Source organism: Mesocryomonas lacus (assembly GCF_055730105.2).
In genome coordinates, this window is record NZ_JBUZWF020000003.1 from 397,504 (window position 1) to 414,593 (window position 17,090).

Sequence of the window (17,090 nt, forward strand, 5' to 3'; positions counted from 1 at the left end):
GGGAGCGGCAGAAAGCTTGCGCTACGGGTTCACAAGCGAGATCACCCCTGCGCGAGACGGGCGTGACCGCAGCTGCCGGCTTTCCACCGGAGGCGCCGGCGCTAACTGAAAGCCGAAGCCGGGAAGATGCCGGCGCGATGTCGATCCGGGCTACCCGTGGCCGGCGAAGGCGTCACAAGCAAGGAAAACGATTATGTTGATAGAGCGCAGCGGTTCGCAGCCGTCGAAGCCAGGGCCGGCCGATTACTTCACCGGACAGGTGCGGATCGATGCGCCCTTCCAGGGTACGGCTCCCGCGGCCGTCAGCGGCGCGACGGTGACCTTCGAGCCCGGCGCGCGCACGGCCTGGCACACCCATCCGCTCGGGCAGACGCTGATCGTCATTTCCGGGCTCGGACGGGCGCAGCGCGAGGGTGGTCCGGTCGAGGAAATTCGCCCGGGGGATATTGTCTGGTTCGAGCCTGGCGAGAAGCACTGGCATGGCGCGGCCCCGGCCTCTGCGATGACCCACATCGCCATCGCCGAGCGCCAGGACGGCAAGGCCGTCGACTGGCTGGAACAGGTCAGCGACTTCGATTACGGCGCGGCGATCGCCAAGGGCTGATCCGCGGGCGGCGGGACGACCCGGTCGAGCCAGGTGGTGAGACTGGCCAGCGCGGCGCCTCTAAAGGGCTCGGTCTCGCGCAAGGTCTCGTGCCGGGCGCCGTCGACGAGGAGGGTGGTGATGTCGCGCGTGCCGGCGAGGCGCAGCTTGTCGGCAAGCTTGGTGAGCGCCGCGCCGTAGGCGGTGGCGGGGTCGGCACTGCCGCAGAGGAGATGCACCGGTAGCGCGGAGGGCAGGTCGCCGCTGCGCACCCCGCGATCCGCCATCGCGACAAGGGCGATCAGGTCCTCAGCCATCGAAATGGTGGGCGTCCAGCCGCAGAGCGGATCGTCGAGATAGCGGTCGACGGAAACCGGATCATGCGACAGCCAGTCGGCCATGGTGCGGCGGGGCACGATCGCCTTTCCCCAGGCCTCGATCGTCGCGCGGGCAAAAAGGTCGCTCTTCACGTCGGAGCCCTTCAGCGCCTTCTCGACCTTCAGCGCCAGCACGGCGGTCTTTTCCTGCAGCGTCATCGCCGGGTTGGCGTTCCAGACCGCAAGCCCTGCCAAGGACCGGCCGTGCTTCAACCCGACATGCAGCGCGATCAGCCCGCCCATGGAATGGCCGAAGACAACTACCGGCAGAGCATGGTGGTGGATGGCGACATGGTCGAGCACGGCGTGGACGTCGGCAACGACCTTTTGGGCGCCCCGGCTGTTGGCAAACCGCCGCAGCGGCGCATCGAACGCGGAAGTTGAGCCGTGGCCGCGATGATCGGGCGCGTAGACATGAAATCCTGCCAACGCCATCTCCCCAGCAAACCGCGCATAGCGGCCGGCATGCTCCGCCAGCCCGTGCAGCACGAGCATCACCCCACGCGCAGGTCCCTTCGGAGCGGCATGGTAGACATTGATCAGCGCGCCGGTCGGGCTGTCGAGGCTGAAGCGGTCGTCGTACAGGGGAACCTCGAAGAAAGCGGGGGCAGTCGCTCATTTTCCACGGATCGCCGGGCGACGATAGCCCGGAAATGGCTGGCACAACGCGGCCGCAGCCAGCTAACGCCCCCCGGCCTTTTGGCCGAGAGAAGATGAGCTCGACTGATGGGAGGGAAACAACCTGCTTCCGGGGGGAGTGGGGTCGATAGACGGGCCCGGCGACCAGCAATCGGTATTGATGACAGTCGCCCGCCGACGCCGGCCCGAAGCTCGCTAGCCCTCGATAGCCAGAGGGGCACCCTCGTCGATCATGCGGGCCATTTCCTCGCGAGCCGCCTCCAGTGCGATCACACGGGTGCGGGCGTGGTGAATGTGATCAACATTGGCGGGTTCGCGGTCGGCGGAAACGGGCTTGGCTGCCTCGTCTCTGGCGAGTTCCAGAACGGCGTTGCAGTATTCGGCCCTTGCGGTGTCGAGCGCTGCGTTCATGGCGTTGGTGAGGTTTTCGGCCGTCGACATCATTCATTCTCCGCTGGGCGTCTCCGACTAAGTGGCCGGACGACGCAGCCTGAACACGACAGCGACGCTGCGGTTGCGGCGCGCTCGCTCTTAAAGTTCATTCGGAGCGGAGCGACCACCGATGGGCCGGCAAGAGGTTTTCGTCCCAGAGCGCGACAGAGCTCTGTCGATCGGCTTCCCGACATCGTTGGGAGAGACCGATCGAGGTCATAGCGCAACTGGTGGAAACAACGTGCCGGCTGGATGTTCGGCGTCAAATGCCGGCACGGCCACGCATATTCCCGCGGCGATAGGGCGGGCCCGGCTTGCGGGCCGGCGGGCGATGGGCGATCGTTTTGACCGTTGTCACCGACGGGATTGCCGCATGCGCTTCAGCCTTTTTCTTGCAAGCTTTACCGCCCTCCTGCTGCCCGGCCTTGCCGCGGCGCAGCCGACGGTGGATGGCACCTTTGTCGCCAGCCGGGCGTGCCCGGCGCTGCAAAGCATCCGCCGCGGCCAGAATCCGGGCGACGTGATGCTGAAGGTCGGCGAGGGATACCGGCTGATCGCCCGCAACAAGGTGCCGGGGACGCACTACTGGCTGGTGGTGCCCGGCGCCTCGCCGGAGCGGCGCTGGGTGGAGATGACCTGCGGCACCCGCGTCGAGGGTACTGGCGAGAAGGGCGAGGGGACGGGCGGCAAGACCGGCCAGGGCAAGGCCACCGACGGGAAGGACGGCAAGGGCGCTTCGACCAGCGAGGCGCCGACGCCAGCGCCAAGCAGCCCGTCGACGCAGAACCTCCTCGCGCTCAGCTGGCAGGCGAGTTTCTGCGAGCGCAATGGCGCCAAGCCCGAATGCGCCAGCCAGACCGCCGGCCGGCCGGACGCGACGCGCTTTTCGTTGCACGGGCTCTGGCCCCAGCCGCGCGGCCGGGAGTATTGCGGCATCACCGAAAACGTCATGCGGACCGATGACGACGGACGGTGGCGCGATCTGCCGAAGCCCGAGCTTTCCGCCGCCACCAGCGCAGCGCTGGAGCGCCTGATGCCGGGAAGCCAGTCGGCGCTCGACCGACACGAATGGATCCGGCACGGCAGCTGCTACGGCCCGGCCGAGACCTATTTCGCGGACTCTGTCCGGCTGGTGGAAGCGGTGAATGCCTCGCCGGTCGGGGCGCTGTTTGCCGGACGGATCTGCAAGGCCGTGACGTCGCAGGAGATCCGGGCGGCTTTCGACAGAGGTTTCGGGCCCGGCGCCGGCGAGCGCGTGCGCGTCACCTGCGAGCGCGACGGCGATCGGCAGATCATCGGCGAAATCACCGTCGGTCTGGTCGGCGCGATCACTGGGGAGAGCGATATCGGCAAGCTCATCCGCGCGGCCGCGCCAACGAAGCCCGGCTGCCCGGAAGGCATCGTCGACCCCGTCGGCCAGCAGTGACGTCGTGAAGGGCGGTAGCGCTGGCGAGGACAGGCAGGACGCTCAAGGGTGGCCGGGGCAGCGGTGTTGGCACAGTAGCAAGGGCCTGCGAAGCCGGGCCGGTCGGCACGGTCCGGAGCGGCTTAGTCTGGACACGGGGCGGTTGGCGGCAAGGGGAAGAGCGTGACAAAACGCTCGGCGAGCGACCAGTCGCCGTCGATCTCCAGCGCGCCCGCATCCTCCAACACGCCAAGCTTCTGCCCGCCATGCAAGGCGGCCGCGATGGCGTGCGGTGGTCCGGTGAAGACGATGTCGGCCCTGTCCACCGGTGCGGCCGCAATGTCGATCACGCCGCCGGCGAGGTGAGCGAGAAACGTCTCGGTGCCGAGGCGCAGGCCGACGCGGATGTCGAGGCCCGCGGCCCGCCGAGGATCCAGCAGCGTGCGCAGCGTCAGGATCAGTCCGGCGGCGCTGAGCGGCAGTCGCGGGTCGTGCCGCGGCGAGCGTGCCGCCCAGCGGCCGAGTGCCCGCAGGATGGGCTCGCTCTCCAGGCCCCACGGGGTCAACTCGTAGACCGGCGCATTGGCGGGCGGCGGCAGCCGGCGACGGGTGAGGATGCCAGCGAGCTGCAATCCTTCGAGGCGTTGCGTCAGGACGTTGGCGGAGAGGCCGGGCAAGCCTGCGCCGATGTCGCCGAAGCGCTTGGGGCCGAGCAGAAGCTCGCGCACGATCAGCAGTGCCCAGCGCTCGCCGACGAGGTCGAGCCCATGCGCAGCGCTGCAGGCATCGTCGTAACGCCGGCGCTGTATGGCTTTGGCGGACTTGGTTAGTTTAGATGACTTCATAGTTATTATTAATAACTCCTGTCTTTATCTGCGTCAAAGGGAATGGGTGCGGCGGCGATCCGGCGGTTCGGCCGGCCGCCGTTCCATTTTCCGTAAGGCCGGAAAGCTCGGCTGGCCGGGCTGAAGATAATGTCGCCGCGGGCGCCAGAGGACGGGCGGCGCCAACCCCGTCGCGCGATGTCGAGCAGAAGGAAAGTACACCGAGGAAGCGTCGACACGGCAACTTTCCCTTTCGGAATGTTGCGAGACTTAGCTTTGTCATTACAACAGTTTGCCAACGAAATCTCGCATGCAGTTCAGTAGTCTGCTAATGAAGAAAGGCTGATTCGGGCTCTGCTGCAGCGTGCAGGGCGGCGGTTGTCGACCGGGGTGGGCTTGATCATGGCAGGGCATTCGCAGTCGGATCTACTGACGTCTTCCAGGTTTGCCCGGCGGTTCTCCATCGGCTGTCTGCTCGCGGCGCTGGGGATGTCATCGCTGGGACTGGCCGGGCATGTTTTCGATGTCATCTGGCTGTACCGGCTGAACCCTGGGGTGGCACCGATGTCGCCGCTGACAGCCAGTGCGCTGACGCTCGTGGCGCTGGCCGGTCTCGCGCAAGGTCAGCGACGAACCGCGACGGCGCTGGCCGCGCTCGGTCTTGTCTTTGCGGTCATGCTGCTGGCGAGCCGCATCCTTCTCGGCGACGATCGCGTCACGTCGGCCTTCGCGAGAGCGTGGGGTGGGCCCGCGGCGGGGCCCAGTCGGACGTCGGCGGGCGCGGCGGTGTCGATCGCTCTAATGGCGTTGGCGATGCTGCCGGCCTTACGCGAGCGTCCGCGTTTGGGTGACCCGCTCGCCGCCGCTGCCTTGTTCATCTCCAGCGTCGTGCTGGCGGGCTATGCCTACGGCGTGGCGGACCTTTATACGCTTCCCTGGCTTCAGAAGATTGCACCGAACACGGCGCTGGCGGTCTTTCTGCTGGCAATGGGCGCGATCCTCGGCCGCGAGACCGGTGGCTGGGCTGCCACGATCGGAGCCCGCGGCGCGTCCGGGCAGTCGACCCGCCGGCGGCTTCTCTTGACCTTGATGCCAGCGGCGATCTGCTGGGCGCTGCTGCAGGCGGCCAACAACCAGCTGCTGGAAGACCAGACGGCGATGGCGCTGCTGGTGGTGCTGACGACCGCGCCCCTCTGTTGGCTGATCGTGCGCGATGGCCGGATCCGCGCCGAACTCGATCGGGAGAGGCGTGAGAAGGCCGAGCTCGAGGCAGGCCATCTCGCCGTTCTCGAAGATCGCCTTCGGCAGCAGGCGCTCGAGCTTGGCCGGCTGAACGCGGAGCGGATCGAGCGTGCCGAGGCCGCGACGCTGCTCAGCGAGGACCGCTACCGCATTCTCTTCGACTCGATCGATGCCGGCTTCTGCATTGTCGAGTTGCGCTTCGACGCCGATGCCATTCCCATCGACTATCGCTTTCTCGAGGTGAACGAGGCCTTCGCCAGCCATACCGGCATCTCCGATGCCCGCGGACGATGGGTTAGCGAACTCTTGCCTGATCAGGAGCGGCACTGGTTCGATCTCATCGGCGACGTCGTCCTGACGGGGCGTTCGATCCGCTTCGAGAACCGGGCCAAGCCGCTCGGCGACCGCTGGTTCGACGTCCATGCCTTTCCGATCGAGACCGCGAAAGGCCGGCATGTCGGCATCCTCTTCAACGATATCAGCCAACGCCGGCAGACGGAACTGCAGCTGCAGCAGGTCAACGCCACGCTGGAACAGCGCGTCGAGGCGGCCGTCACCGAGCGCGAGTTGGTGCAGGCGGCGCTGCGCCAGAGCCAGAAGATGGACGCGATGGGTCAGTTGACCGGCGGCGTGGCGCACGACTTCAACAATCTCCTGACGCCGATCATCGGCAGCCTCGACATGCTGTCGCGGCGCGGCACGGGCACCGAGCGCGAGCGGCGGATGATCGAGGGGGCGCTGCAGTCGGCCGAGCGGGCCAAGCTCCTGGTGCAGCGGCTTCTGGCCTTTGCCCGGCGCCAGCCACTGACCGCCGAGCCGGTGGATGTGGCGCTGGTGGTGCGGGGCATGGCCGGGCTGGTCGCCAGCACGTCGGGGCCGCAGATCCGGCTGTCGGTGGAGGTTGCCGACGACCTGCCGCCGGCGCTCGCCGATTCCAACCAGCTGGAGATGGCGCTTTTGAACCTTTGCGTAAACGCCCGGGATGCCATGCCGACCGGCGGCACGCTGAATGTCTCCGCTGATGTTACCGAGCTGGCGGAAGCCTCCGGCAATGGCGGCGAAATTCTGGCCGCCGGACGCTACATCAGGCTGTCGGTCGCCGACTCCGGCACCGGCATGGACGCGGAGACGATGAAGCGGGCGATCGAGCCGTTCTATTCGACCAAGGGCATCGGCAAGGGAACGGGACTCGGCCTGTCGATGGTGCATGGGCTCGCAGCCCAGCTCGGCGGCGCCTTGAAAATCGACTCCAAGCCGGGGCTCGGCACCCGCATCGATCTCTTCCTGCCGGTGAGCGGCATGGATGTCACAGAGGTCGAGGTGCTGGGTCCCGTCGCCAACGACCATCGCAAGCGGGGGCGGGCGCTGGTCGTCGACGACGAGGAGTTCGTCCGGATGGCGACCTGCACCATGCTGGAGGAACTCGGCTACGACACGGTTGAGGCGGGAACCGGACACGAGGCGGAAATGGTGTTGCGCAATGGCGAGGTGATCGACATTGTCGTCACCGATCATCTGATGCCGGGCATGACTGGTGTGGAGTTGGCCCGTAAGATCAAGGCGGAGTGGCCGCGGCTTCCGGTGCTGCTGGTGTCAGGCTATGGCGATTCCGGGGGAGCCGCCGATGACCTGCCGCGGCTGACCAAGCCTTTCCGCCAGGCCGAACTCGGCCAGCGGCTGGCCGGTCTCGCTCGCCCCGACGCTTCGGCTGCCTGAGGTGTCGAGGGTTGTACAGAGCGGTTGGGCAAACGGCTGATGCAAGTTTCGATTTCCCAGTGACACCGGCTGCGATTGAGAGATCGTCCGTCCCGCCGTCCCGCCGTCCCGCCGTCCCGCCGTGCTGCCGGATTCGCGATGCCGCCACCCGCCGGTGCTACTGCAACGCAGTCCGGTAATATTTCGGTGGTAATTTTCGAATGCTCCGGTCGAACCGCTACCGCCTGTACTCGTCTTCACCCGACGAATGTTAAGGCAGCAGAGGTCTCAATGCGCCACCTGCCTAAGCGGAACTTTAGTTGAAGTATGGGGTTGCTTTACATCTGCGCCGCCATAGACCGGCCATGACGCAGATCCCAAGGACATCATGTCGACATTAAGCGAGATCTCGAATCTTGGCGCGCTGACGAGGCTTGCCGCGATGACGAGCAAACCGAATGAGGGTCTGGACCGGGTCACCCGTCTGGCGGCGGAGCTTTTCAAAGCCGTCACGGCCATGATCGTGCTTCCAGAAAAGCATCACATCTGGTTCGCGCGCCATATCGGGTTTGAATTCGGCGGGACGAGCCAAGAGGGTTCGCCTTGCGCCGATGTCACGGCCAGCGGCGAGGTCATGAGTTTTTGCGACCTGCAGGCGGAGGAGCGGTACGCCTGCTGCCCCGTCGTCAAACTCTACGACATGCGCTTCTACGCCGGCGCACCGTTGATCACGCACCAGGGCAAGGCGATCGGCACTCTCTGCGTGTTCGGATTTGAGCCACGGGAAGCGACGCCGGCCCAGCTTACATCGCTCGTCGACTTGGCCAGCCTCGCCATGTCGCAGGTCGAGATGCAGGTCACCAGGGGACGCGTTGATCCCATCAGCGGCATCCCGAACCGCAACCAGTTTCTCGACGATGTCGAGGATACGGCGCGCGAGTGTCCCGGTGAGGAGCGGATGGTCGTCCTCGTCGAGATCGCCGGTTCCGACGAGATGGACCAGGCGGCGCAGGTGATGGGTTCGCGCTACTTCGACGAAGTCATCCAGGCCGCCGCAGAAACCATTCGCTCGATCATCGGGCCGGATCGCTCGCTCTACCATGTGGGGGCGACGCAGTTCGCCTTCCTCGCGCCGCCGGGCATCGGGGCGACAGAGTATGAGGTGATCCTGCGCAACCGGACGAAGGTGAACCACGAGACGCTGGAGTCGCGGTTCCTGCTCAGCCCCCGGCTGGGCGTCGCGGGCTTCGCGCTCGGCGACATCGGGCCTCGGGAAGCGCTGCGGCGGGCGCATTCGGCAGCGCAGGCGGCCCGCGCGCTGGGCGACGCGGTGCAGTTCTATTCGAAGGCCGACGACGACGCCAATGCCCGCCGCTACTGGATTCTGCGTGAGTTCAAGAGCGCCATTGCGGACGGTCAGCTGCATCTGGTCTACCAGCCGCGGATCGATCTGCGGTCGGGATATGGCGTCGGGGTCGAGGCGCTGGTGCGCTGGACGCACCCGTTGCATGGACTGATCTCGCCGGCGGAATTCCTGCCCATCATCGAACGCACGTCGCACATGCGGTCGCTGACGGACTGGGTAGTCGAGGCGGCGTTCGCTGAGATGGCAAAGTGGCGGGCTGAGGGCTCGCGGTTGCGAATGTCGATCAACATCTCGGCCAGGGATGTCGAGGACGGCGCGTTCGTCCGCATGCTGCAGGGGGCGATGTTGCGCCATGACGTGCCGGCGGAGGCGATCGAACTCGAGTTGACCGAAGGCACCGTCATGCAGGAATCCGGCAAGGGTCTGGCAAAGCTGAAGACGCTGTCGGCGATGGGGTTTAGCCTGGCGATCGACGACTTCGGCACGGGGTACAGCAGCCTCTCCTATCTCCAGAAGCTCCCAGTCGATGTCGTGAAGATCGACCGCTCCTTCCTCATCGACACCGCGACCGACGAGAAGGCGAAAACGCTGGTCCGGGCGATGATCAGCCTCTCGCACGATCTCGGCTACCGGGTGGTGGCGGAAGGGATCGAGGACACAAGGGCGCGCGATTTTCTTCGCGACGCCGGCTGCGACGAGGCGCAAGGGTACTTCTACGGACGGCCGATGCTGCCCGCGGCCATCCGCGCCTGGTTCGCCGAGCGCGAGGAACTGGTGCTCTGAGGTCTAGCCGCCCAATGCCCCGGCGGTGACAAGCAGCCGAGGTCCGTGCATGTGGAGGGATGTCCGACGACTGACCGGTGAAATGTTCCGCGGCATGCTCCAGGGGGCTTGAGACGACCGCTGTTCAGGCGGTTCTCGCGGGGCCTTCGCCGCGGCCCGTTGACAAGTCTTGCTGAATCATTGGTAGCTCGGCACGGGGGCGTGCGACGGGATGCCGACATGATGAGTACCAGCACCAGCCTCACCCGGCGTTTCGGCCAGCGCTACGCGTTCGTGGTGGTAGGCGTCATCTTCCTGGCGCTGCTGATTTCCGCTGGCCTCCGCTCATCGCCATCGGTGATGATGCTGCCGCTGGAGAATGCGTTTGGCTGGGGCCGCGACACGATCTCGCTGGCGGCCGCCATCGGCATCTTCCTCTACGGTCTCGCCGGTCCCTTCGCGGCCGCGGCGATGGAGCGTTTCGGCCTTCGCCGGGTGTTGCTGCTCGCGCTGTCGCTGATGGCCGGCTCTTCGGTGCTGAGCCTTTGGATGACCGAGCCCTGGCACCTCATTGCGACCTGGGGCGTGATGTCGGGTCTCGGCACCGGCGCGGTCGCCAGCGTCCTCGGGGCAACCATCGTCAACCGCTGGTTCAAGACCAACCGCGGCCTGGTGATGGGGCTGATGTCGGCGAGCAGCGCCACCGGCATGCTGGTCTTCCTGCCGTTCCTCGCCATGCTGGCACAAGGCGGCGGCTGGCAGCCGGTGGTGATCACCGTCGCTTGCGCCTGTGCCGCCTTGCTGCCGCTGGTGTTCTTTCTGGTACCCGAGCGACCGGCCTCGATTGGCCTCACCCGCTTCGGCGCGGAAGAAGCCGAACCGCCGATCGCCGCGGCCACCGGCAACTTCCTCGCCGCGACCTTCGCGACGCTGAAGAAGGCCGCCACGACCCGCGTCTTCTGGTACCTCTTCGCCACCTTCTTCGTCTGCGGCTTCACCACCAATGGCCTCGTCGGCACGCATCTCATCTCGTTCTGCGGCGACATGGGGATCACCGAGGTCAAGGCGGCGGGGTTCCTCGCCGCGATGGGCGCCTTCGACCTCATCGGCACGACGCTGTCGGGCTGGCTCACCGACCGCTACGACCCGCGCAAGCTGCTCTTCGTCTATTACGGCGTGCGCGGCCTCTCGCTGATCTTCCTGCCGTTCTCCGACTTCTCGGTGCTGAGCCTCAGCGTCTTCGCGGTGCTCTACGGGCTCGACTGGATCGCCACCGTGCCGCCGACGCTGCGCCTCGCCAATGAGAGCTTCGGTGACCGCGCGGGGCCGCTGGTGTTCGGCTGGATCGTCGCAGGCCACCAGCTGGGGGCGGCGAGCGCCGCCTATTTCGGCGGCTTCATGCGCGAGGCGCAAGGCAGCTACGAGTCGGCCTTCCTGATCGCAGGCCTGACGGCCCTGGCGGCGGCGGGGATCTCGCTGCTCATCGATCCCGACCGGGCCGAGCGGATCAGCCCGGCGCCGCAGGCCGCCTGACCATTACCGGAAGCGCCGGGCGACCGTCATGCGGCCGTCATCTTCCGGCCCTACGGGGCGGGACGCATCGGGAGACGACATGACCACCATCAGCATTGCCGGGGTCGGCAAGCGTTTCGGCGCGACGCCGGCGCTCAGCGACATCTCGCTGGACTTCGCCAGCGGCTCCTTCACCGCGCTGCTTGGCGCGTCGGGCTGCGGCAAGACCACGCTGCTGCGGCTGATCGCCGGCTTCGAGGCGCCGGATGCGGGCACGATCGACATCGGCGGCGTGCGGGTCGCCGATCCCAAGCGCCAGGCGCCGCCGGAGGAGCGGGGCGTCGGCGTGGTCTTCCAGTCCTATGCGCTGTGGCCGCACATGAGCGTCGGCGAGAACGTCGCCTATCCCCTGAAGACGCGCCGGGTCGACAAGCCGGAGATCGCGCGGCGCCGCGACGCCGTGCTGGAGACGGTCGGGCTCGCCGGCTTCGGCGACCGGCGGATCGAGGAACTGTCCGGCGGCCAGCGCCAGCGCGTGGCGCTCGCCCGCTGCCTCGTCGCGGACTCGAAGGTGATCCTGTTCGACGAGCCGCTCGCCAATCTCGACATGCACCTGCGCGCGTCGATGGCCGAGGCGTTCCGCGAGATCCACGAACGGACGGGGGCGACCATGGTCTACGTCACGCACGACCAGTCGGAGGCGCTGGCGCTGGCCGACCGGGTGGTGGTGATGCAGGCCGGCCGCATCCTGCAGGCGGCCGATCCCGCAACGATCTACCGCTGCCCCGCCGACCGGGCGGTGGCCCGCTTCGTCGGCCGCGGCTCGCTCGTGACGGGCGAAGGCATCGCCGGCAAGGACGCCGTGCGGATTGGCGGCACCGAGATCGCCGCCCGTATCTCCGGCAAGGTGGCGGTGTCCGGCGGGCCCGTCACCGTCTTGCTGCGCCCGGAAGCCTTGCAGCTCGCCGACAGCGGACTGCCGGCGACGGTGGTGTCCTCCATCTACCGCGGTGCTGTGCACGAGGTGCAGTTGCGGACCGAGACGGGCGAGCGGCTGTCGCTCGACAGCGCGGTCCCGCTCACCCGCGGGGCGCTCGTGCATGTCGCCGTCGCCGATGCCTGGGTCGTGCCGGACTGAGCACTGGCGTTGGCTGGCCACGCGGCAAAGGCTGAGTTGCAGTTTTCAGAAACCGAGGCCCACCGTCTTCGCTTTGGCTTCAGGCGATCTCGTTGGCCTTAAAGCGCCCGCAAAGGCCGCAGAGCACGCCCTATCAGGCGGCCTTTTCCTCGGTGATCGTCAGGTCGCGCAGCAGCACGTGGATCTCGTCGCCGCTGAGGCTGGAGAGGTTGAAGCCGCTGCCCGCGCCGATCGCCGCGAAGCGCGTGGCATCGACGGCTGAGCTCCCGACGAAGCCCATCGCCCAGTTCGGGAAATTGCGCGCGGGTATCTCCTCGACGGCGAGCAGCGAGACGTCGCCATGGCGGTCGTCCTGCTGGATCCGCTCGAAGGCAGCCTCGATCTGTTCGAGCGGCCCTTCGAGCACCTGCGCGAAGCAGCCGGCGTTGAACATCAAGGCGCCGGTAATGCCGTCGCGCAGGTTGTTCTCGCGGCTTCTTGCCAGAATGTCGGCGACACTGGCCTCGAAGGCCGCTTCGTCGCCGGCAATGTGGTTGTGGCTGTAATAGACGAGGCGGTGGATGGCGGTGCTCATGCGAAGGCTCCTTCCGGTTCGCGGTCAGTCTTGGACGGGCGGTCGCGCGAGGAAACCGCCGATGGCGTCGGCGGCCATCGGGCGTCCCGTCAGGTAGCCCTGGACCTGGGTGCAGTTCTCGCCCCGGATGCGCGTCAGCTGTTCGGCCGTCTCGACGCCCTCGGCGGTGATCGTCATGCCGAGGCTCGTGCCGAGGCCCGCGACGGCGCGCAGGATTGCCGCGCTGTCGGGATTGGTTCTGGAGATGAAGGAACGGTCAATCTTGATCTTGTCGAAGGGGAATTTCTGAAGATAACTCAGCGACGAGTAGCCGGTGCCGAAATCGTCCATCGAGACCGTCACCCCGAGCTGCCGAAGCGCCGTCAGCGTCTCCAGCACATTGTCCGTATCGTCGAGCAGCGCCCCCTCGGTGATCTCGAGCTCCAGACGGTGCGCCGGCAGGCTGGCGCCGGCGAGGGCAGAGGACACTGTGGCAAGCAAGGTGTCGGCCTTGAACTGCAGCGGCGACACGTTGACCGCGACGATCAACTCTTTTGGCCAGGTCGCGGCCTCGAGGCAGGCTGTCCTTAGAACCCACTCGCCGATTTTAACGATCAGGCCGGTTTCCTCGGCGAGCGCGATGAAGCTGAGCGGCGGGACATTGCCGCGGACCGGATGCCGCCAGCGCTGCAGCGCCTCGAAGCCGATTACGTCGTTGCTCGTGAGGTCGAGGAAGGGCTGATAGTGCAACTCGAACTGTTTGAGGGCAAGTGCCCGGCGCAGGTCGATCTCCAGTTCCCGGCGCTCGTGCAGCAGGGCGTCCATCCCCGGCTGGAACAGGCGAAAGCGGCCGCGCCCGGCGCGCTTGGCCTCGTAGAGCGCGAGGTCGCCGTTGCGCAGCACGTCGCGCGCCTGGGTCAGGCCGCCGCGCAGGGTGGTCCCGACGCTGACCCCAATGTTCACGGTGTGGCCGTTCAGCACATAGGTCCGCCCGACGAGATCGACGAGCCGCGTGGCGAGCTTCACCGCATCGTCTTCGTCCCGGACGCCATGCTGAAGGACAACGAACTCGTCGCCGCCAATGCGGGCGACGACGTCGCCCTTGCGACAGGCGCTGGTAATCCGCGAAGCGACCTTCCGCAGGAGCAGGTCTCCCACCGCGTGGCCGAGGGTGTCGTTGACGATCTTGAAGCGATCGAGGTCAAGGCAGTGAACCGCAAAGGGCGCCTCGGTGGCGTCACGCGCAAGGGCGCCTGACAGCTGCGACAACAGGTTGCGGCGCTTGACGAGCCCCGTCAGGTCGTCGACCTCGACGGACGTGGTGGCGGCCTCCGCCATAAGAGGCGACCGAAGCGATACGACGAGTTGGCCGTTGCCGAGCGGCGTGAACCGGACCTCGAAGGGCATGTCCTTTTTCGTGGTCAGCCGCTGCGTTGTCTCCATCAGCAGATTGGGCGCCGACAAGGTAACGCTCGGAAGCAGGTCGCGGAGGCTGAGGCCGACGATCCAATCCCCGAAAACGCTTTCGGCCGCTGCATTGGCATAGAGCACGACGCTGTTGCCATCGATCGCTAGGACCGGATCCGCCAAGCACTGGAGGATATGCTCGTAGCTGGGAACCGTGAGATTCCGGGCTGAGCCGGCGGACTGCATGTTCATGAGAGGCTCCACCCCCGGACAGGTGGCGGCACTCTACCGGTAGGGTGCTAATAATCGTGAAATTCTGGCTTTGGAATTTGGCAGAATTGGCAGAATATCGCCGCCGTCGCTGCCGGCCTTCGAGCGCGCCGCCTCAGCGCCAGGGCAGGACGCCGGCCGGCAGGCGCCGCGCCAGCCGGTCGAGGATCGCCAGCAGCACCACGACGGCGCCGACGGTAAGGACCGCGATCGCCGCCGCGTGGGTCGCGAGACCCGCTTCCTCCAGGCTGAACAGGACGACGCCGAGCGTCTCGTTGCCGCCGGACCAGAGCAATGCCGAGACCGTCAGCTCGTTGAAGGCGCTCATGAAGACGAGGAGCGCGCCGGCGACGGCGGCGGGGAGGGCAAGCGGCGCGGTGATCGTCACGGCGCGGCGGAGCGGTCCCGCGCCGGCGACGGCGGCGGCCTCCGACAGATCGCCGGAGATCTGGCCGATCGAGGCGGTGACCGGCTGCAGCGCGAGCGTGGCGAAGCGCATGAGGTAGGCGACGAGGATGATCGCCGCGGTACCATAGAGGCTGCCGACCAGCGGCAACGGCCGCAGGAACAGGAGAATGCAGGCGATGGCGAGGACGATGCCGGGCACGGCATAGGCGAGTTCCAGCGAGCCGAGCAGCAGGCGCCGCGCCCGCTGGCCGAAACGGGCGGTGACGATGACGACGGGGATCGCGAGGGCGGCGAGGATCACCGCAGCTAGGCCGGCCAACAGCAGGGAGTTGCGGAAGGCGCGCAAGGTCGAGGCCTGCTGGAACAGCACCTCGCGGAAATTGCCGAGCGTCACGGTGTTCGCTGTCAGCGGCACGCCGACGGTCGGTACCAGGGCGGTCGCCGTGAGCGCCAGTGCCGGCAGAATCAGGATGGCGCCGACCGTGCCCCAGGCGAGCGCCGCCACCGGCCAGCGCCAGCGCCCCAGCGCGAACCGCGCCGGCGTGCCGATGCCGAGGCGGTGGCGCGCCTGGCGGAGCGCGAGGCCCTGCAGGCCGACGCCGGCGAGCGCCAGCAGGCCGATCGCCACCGAGAGCGCGGCGACCTCCGGCAGGACGCTCGGGCCGAAGCTCGACAGCTTCTGGTAGATCAGCGTCGCCAGCGTCAAATAGTTGACGGGCAGGCCGAGAAGGGCGGGAATCCCGAAATTGCCGACGCCGGAGACGAAAGCGAGCGCGGCGGCGGCGGCGAGATAAGGCCGGACGGCCGGCAGGACGATGGTCAGAAGTACGCGGACCGGGCCGGCGCCGGAGATCCGCGCCGCCTCCGTCAGGTCGCGCGGCACGCGGGCAAGGCCGGCCCGCAGCGTCACGAAGACGATCGGCGCGTGCTGGACGCCGTAGAGGAGGATGATGCCGGTGCGGCCGAGCAGCGGGTTGGGCGTGCCCGGCGGCGGCGCAAGGCCGAGCGCCCCGAGGAGCGCGCTGGAGGGACCGAGGAGGTGCAGGAAGGCGAGCGCCGTCACTTGCGGCGCGATCATCAGCGGCAGCAGCACGAGAAAGCCGAAAGGCTTGCGGCCGGGCAGGTCGGTCATTGCCACCAGCACCGCAAATCCCGCGCCGAGCACCAGCGCGATCGCCGCGCCGAAGGTCGCGGTATCCAGCGTGTGCCAGGTGGCGCGCAAGGCCGACGCCTTGCCGAGCCGCGCGAGGAAGCCCGCCGGGTCGAATGCGCCGGCGGGGGCGAGGGCGGCGTAGAGGATCCGGCCCATCGGCACGGCGCCGAGGGCGAGGATCAAGGCGAACACCAGCAGCGGCGCAAGAACTCCGCCGGGGATCGTTCCCGCCGGAATTCTTGCAACACGCTTCACTCCCGGCGTGCCGGCAGAACTGAACGTCATGCGCTGCGGATCGCTGTCATGCGATGGGACTCAGCCTACTGCGCCATGGCCTCGGAGAACTTCTCCTTGTTGGCGGTCTCGTTGGCGACCGCCGTCGCGGCATCGAACGGCAGCACCTTGATCGCCGAACGCTCGGGATAGCCGGCCGGCAAGGCGACGCCGGCGCGGGCCGGGATGTAACCCTGGCTGGACGCGAGCGCCTGGCCCTTCTCCGACAGGAGGAAATCGACGAAGGCTTTCGCGGCCTCGGGGTTCTTCGCGGTCGAGAGGATCGCCACCGGCTCGGTCACGGCCGAGACGCCCTCGGCCGGGAAGACGAACTCGACCGGCGCGCCCTTCGCCTTCTCGCGGATCGGCATGTAGTCGACGATCATGCCGAACAGCTTGTCGCCGCCGCTGACCGCCTTCAGCACGTCGCCATTGCCGCCGGCCGCCTGCGCGCCGTTGGCGCCGAGCTTCTCGTAATAGCCCCAGCCGTCAGGGAGGTTCTCGGTGAGGGTGACGGTGTGGATCAGCGCGGCGCCCGAGGTGAGGGGGCTCGGCAGGGCGACGAGGCCCTTGGCCTCCGGCTTTTCGAGGTCGGCCCAGCTCTTGGGCACGAAGGGCGCCTTGGTGTTGTAGACGATGCCGGTGGTGATCAGCTTGGTCGAGAAATAGGTCTTGTCCGGATCCGACTGCGCGCCTTCGAAGGCGGAGAGGTCGGCTTGCGGATAGGCCATCAGCCGCCCTTCCTTCTTCAGGCCTTCCATGGTGACGACGTCGGCGATCAGCAGGAGGTCGGGCTGCGGCGAGCCGGCCTCGATCTCGGCCCGGAGCTTCGCCATGATCTTCGGCGTGCCGTCACGCACCCACTCGACCTTGACGCCGGGGTTGTCGGCCATGAAGGCGTCCGCGGTCTGCTGCGCGTCTGTATTGGGCTGGCTGGTGTAGAGCACCAGCGTGCCGTCGGCGGCGAAGGCCGGGGCAGAGGCGAGCAGCAGGCAGGCGGTGATGATGGAGCGCATGAGATCCTCGGCGGTCGTTGACGGCGAACGTGTCG

14 protein-coding genes are annotated in these 17,090 nt (G+C 67.4%); 6 read left to right on the top strand and 8 right to left on the bottom strand.

The annotated features are described in order from the left end of the window. Window positions 1-193 precede the first annotated feature (193 nt). On the top strand, window positions 194-604 hold the full coding sequence (locus ACZLZQ_RS11700) for a (R)-mandelonitrile lyase (RefSeq protein WP_472949509.1): 411 nt from the start codon (window positions 194-196) through the stop codon (window positions 602-604). Here ACZLZQ_RS11700 and ACZLZQ_RS11705 read toward each other — a convergent pair. Both ACZLZQ_RS11705 and ACZLZQ_RS11710 read right to left on the bottom strand, forming a co-directional pair. After that, entirely contained in the window at window positions 577-1,545 is a 969-nt protein-coding gene (locus ACZLZQ_RS11705) for an alpha/beta fold hydrolase (protein WP_472949912.1), read from the bottom strand. The genes ACZLZQ_RS11700 and ACZLZQ_RS11705 overlap by 28 nt on opposite strands. A gap of 249 nt (window positions 1,546-1,794) precedes the next feature. Further along, window positions 1,795-2,040, bottom strand: coding sequence for a hypothetical protein (locus ACZLZQ_RS11710; RefSeq protein ID WP_472949510.1), 246 nt, complete (start codon window positions 2,038-2,040; stop codon window positions 1,795-1,797). 364 nt (window positions 2,041-2,404) lie between these two features. Between ACZLZQ_RS11710 and ACZLZQ_RS11715 the strand changes: the two genes are divergently transcribed. Beyond that, complete coding sequence (locus tag ACZLZQ_RS11715; protein ID WP_472949511.1) at window positions 2,405-3,457, top strand: ribonuclease T2 family protein; 1,053 nt, start codon at window positions 2,405-2,407, stop codon at window positions 3,455-3,457. Window positions 3,458-3,579: 122 nt separating this feature from the next. Here the strand turns inward: ACZLZQ_RS11715 and ACZLZQ_RS11720 are convergent, their stop codons facing one another. Further along, on the bottom strand, window positions 3,580-4,281 hold the full coding sequence (locus ACZLZQ_RS11720) for a winged helix-turn-helix transcriptional regulator (RefSeq protein WP_472949512.1): 702 nt from the start codon (window positions 4,279-4,281) through the stop codon (window positions 3,580-3,582). 468 nt (window positions 4,282-4,749) lie between these two features. On the opposite strand from ACZLZQ_RS11720, the gene ACZLZQ_RS11725 reads away from it, so the two are divergent. After that, complete coding sequence (locus ACZLZQ_RS11725; protein WP_472949513.1) at window positions 4,750-7,218, top strand: hybrid sensor histidine kinase/response regulator; 2,469 nt, start codon at window positions 4,750-4,752, stop codon at window positions 7,216-7,218. A gap of 376 nt (window positions 7,219-7,594) precedes the next feature. On the opposite strand, the gene ACZLZQ_RS11730 is transcribed toward ACZLZQ_RS11725, so the two are convergent. Continuing rightward, window positions 7,595-7,789, bottom strand: coding sequence for a hypothetical protein (locus ACZLZQ_RS11730; protein WP_472949933.1), 195 nt, complete (start codon window positions 7,787-7,789; stop codon window positions 7,595-7,597). Between ACZLZQ_RS11730 and ACZLZQ_RS11735 the strand changes: the two genes are divergently transcribed. The 3 genes from ACZLZQ_RS11735 to ACZLZQ_RS11745 all read left to right on the top strand — a co-directional run bounded on the left by ACZLZQ_RS11735 (window position 7,715) and on the right by ACZLZQ_RS11745 (window position 11,975). Then, on the top strand, window positions 7,715-9,346 hold the full coding sequence (locus ACZLZQ_RS11735) for a sensor domain-containing phosphodiesterase (protein ID WP_472949913.1): 1,632 nt from the start codon (window positions 7,715-7,717) through the stop codon (window positions 9,344-9,346). The two genes, ACZLZQ_RS11730 and ACZLZQ_RS11735, sit on opposite strands and share 75 nt — an antisense overlap. A gap of 219 nt (window positions 9,347-9,565) precedes the next feature. After that, window positions 9,566-10,858 carry an MFS transporter gene (locus ACZLZQ_RS11740; protein WP_472949514.1) on the top strand — a complete coding sequence of 431 codons (1,293 nt, stop codon included), beginning with the start codon at window positions 9,566-9,568 and terminating at the stop codon, window positions 10,856-10,858. Between the two features lie 79 nt (window positions 10,859-10,937). Beyond that, a complete protein-coding gene (locus tag ACZLZQ_RS11745; protein ID WP_472949515.1) occupies window positions 10,938-11,975 on the top strand; it encodes an ABC transporter ATP-binding protein in 1,038 nt (345 codons plus the stop codon). Between the two features lie 133 nt (window positions 11,976-12,108). Here ACZLZQ_RS11745 and ACZLZQ_RS11750 read toward each other — a convergent pair whose 3' ends face one another. From ACZLZQ_RS11750 to ACZLZQ_RS11765, 4 genes are all read right to left on the bottom strand, one after another. Beyond that, window positions 12,109-12,549 carry a BLUF domain-containing protein gene (locus ACZLZQ_RS11750; RefSeq protein WP_472932715.1) on the bottom strand — a complete coding sequence of 147 codons (441 nt, stop codon included), beginning with the start codon at window positions 12,547-12,549 and terminating at the stop codon, window positions 12,109-12,111. A gap of 24 nt (window positions 12,550-12,573) precedes the next feature. After that, window positions 12,574-14,187: a putative bifunctional diguanylate cyclase/phosphodiesterase gene (locus tag ACZLZQ_RS11755; RefSeq protein WP_472949516.1), complete on the bottom strand. Its 1,614-nt coding sequence runs from the start codon at window positions 14,185-14,187 to the stop codon at window positions 12,574-12,576. A 133-nt stretch (window positions 14,188-14,320) separates the two neighbouring features. Then, complete coding sequence (locus tag ACZLZQ_RS11760; protein ID WP_472949517.1) at window positions 14,321-16,051, bottom strand: ABC transporter permease; 1,731 nt, start codon at window positions 16,049-16,051, stop codon at window positions 14,321-14,323. A gap of 35 nt (window positions 16,052-16,086) precedes the next feature. Further along, window positions 16,087-17,055 carry an ABC transporter substrate-binding protein gene (locus tag ACZLZQ_RS11765; RefSeq protein ID WP_472949518.1) on the bottom strand — a complete coding sequence of 323 codons (969 nt, stop codon included), beginning with the start codon at window positions 17,053-17,055 and terminating at the stop codon, window positions 16,087-16,089. Window positions 17,056-17,090 lie beyond the last annotated feature (35 nt).

Bases quoted from the DNA above. Each gene is read 5' to 3' on its own strand.
- ACZLZQ_RS11700 (WP_472949509.1), top strand. From the start codon at position 194: ATGTTGATAGAGCGCAGCGGTTCGCAGCCGTCGAAGCCAGGGCCGGCC.
- ACZLZQ_RS11710 (WP_472949510.1), bottom strand. From the start codon at position 2,040: ATGTCGACGGCCGAAAACCTCACCAACGCCATGAACGCAGCGCTCGAC.
- ACZLZQ_RS11715 (WP_472949511.1), top strand. From the start codon at position 2,405: ATGCGCTTCAGCCTTTTTCTTGCAAGCTTTACCGCCCTCCTGCTGCCC.
- ACZLZQ_RS11720 (WP_472949512.1), bottom strand. From the start codon at position 4,281: ATGAAGTCATCTAAACTAACCAAGTCCGCCAAAGCCATACAGCGCCGG.
- ACZLZQ_RS11725 (WP_472949513.1), top strand. From the start codon at position 4,750: ATGTCATCGCTGGGACTGGCCGGGCATGTTTTCGATGTCATCTGGCTG.
- ACZLZQ_RS11735 (WP_472949913.1), top strand. From the start codon at position 7,715: ATGATCGTGCTTCCAGAAAAGCATCACATCTGGTTCGCGCGCCATATC.
- ACZLZQ_RS11740 (WP_472949514.1), top strand. From the start codon at position 9,566: ATGATGAGTACCAGCACCAGCCTCACCCGGCGTTTCGGCCAGCGCTAC.
- ACZLZQ_RS11745 (WP_472949515.1), top strand. From the start codon at position 10,938: ATGACCACCATCAGCATTGCCGGGGTCGGCAAGCGTTTCGGCGCGACG.
- ACZLZQ_RS11750 (WP_472932715.1), bottom strand. From the start codon at position 12,549: ATGAGCACCGCCATCCACCGCCTCGTCTATTACAGCCACAACCACATT.
- ACZLZQ_RS11755 (WP_472949516.1), bottom strand. From the start codon at position 14,187: ATGAACATGCAGTCCGCCGGCTCAGCCCGGAATCTCACGGTTCCCAGC.
- ACZLZQ_RS11760 (WP_472949517.1), bottom strand. From the start codon at position 16,051: ATGACGTTCAGTTCTGCCGGCACGCCGGGAGTGAAGCGTGTTGCAAGA.
- ACZLZQ_RS11765 (WP_472949518.1), bottom strand. From the start codon at position 17,055: ATGCGCTCCATCATCACCGCCTGCCTGCTGCTCGCCTCTGCCCCGGCC.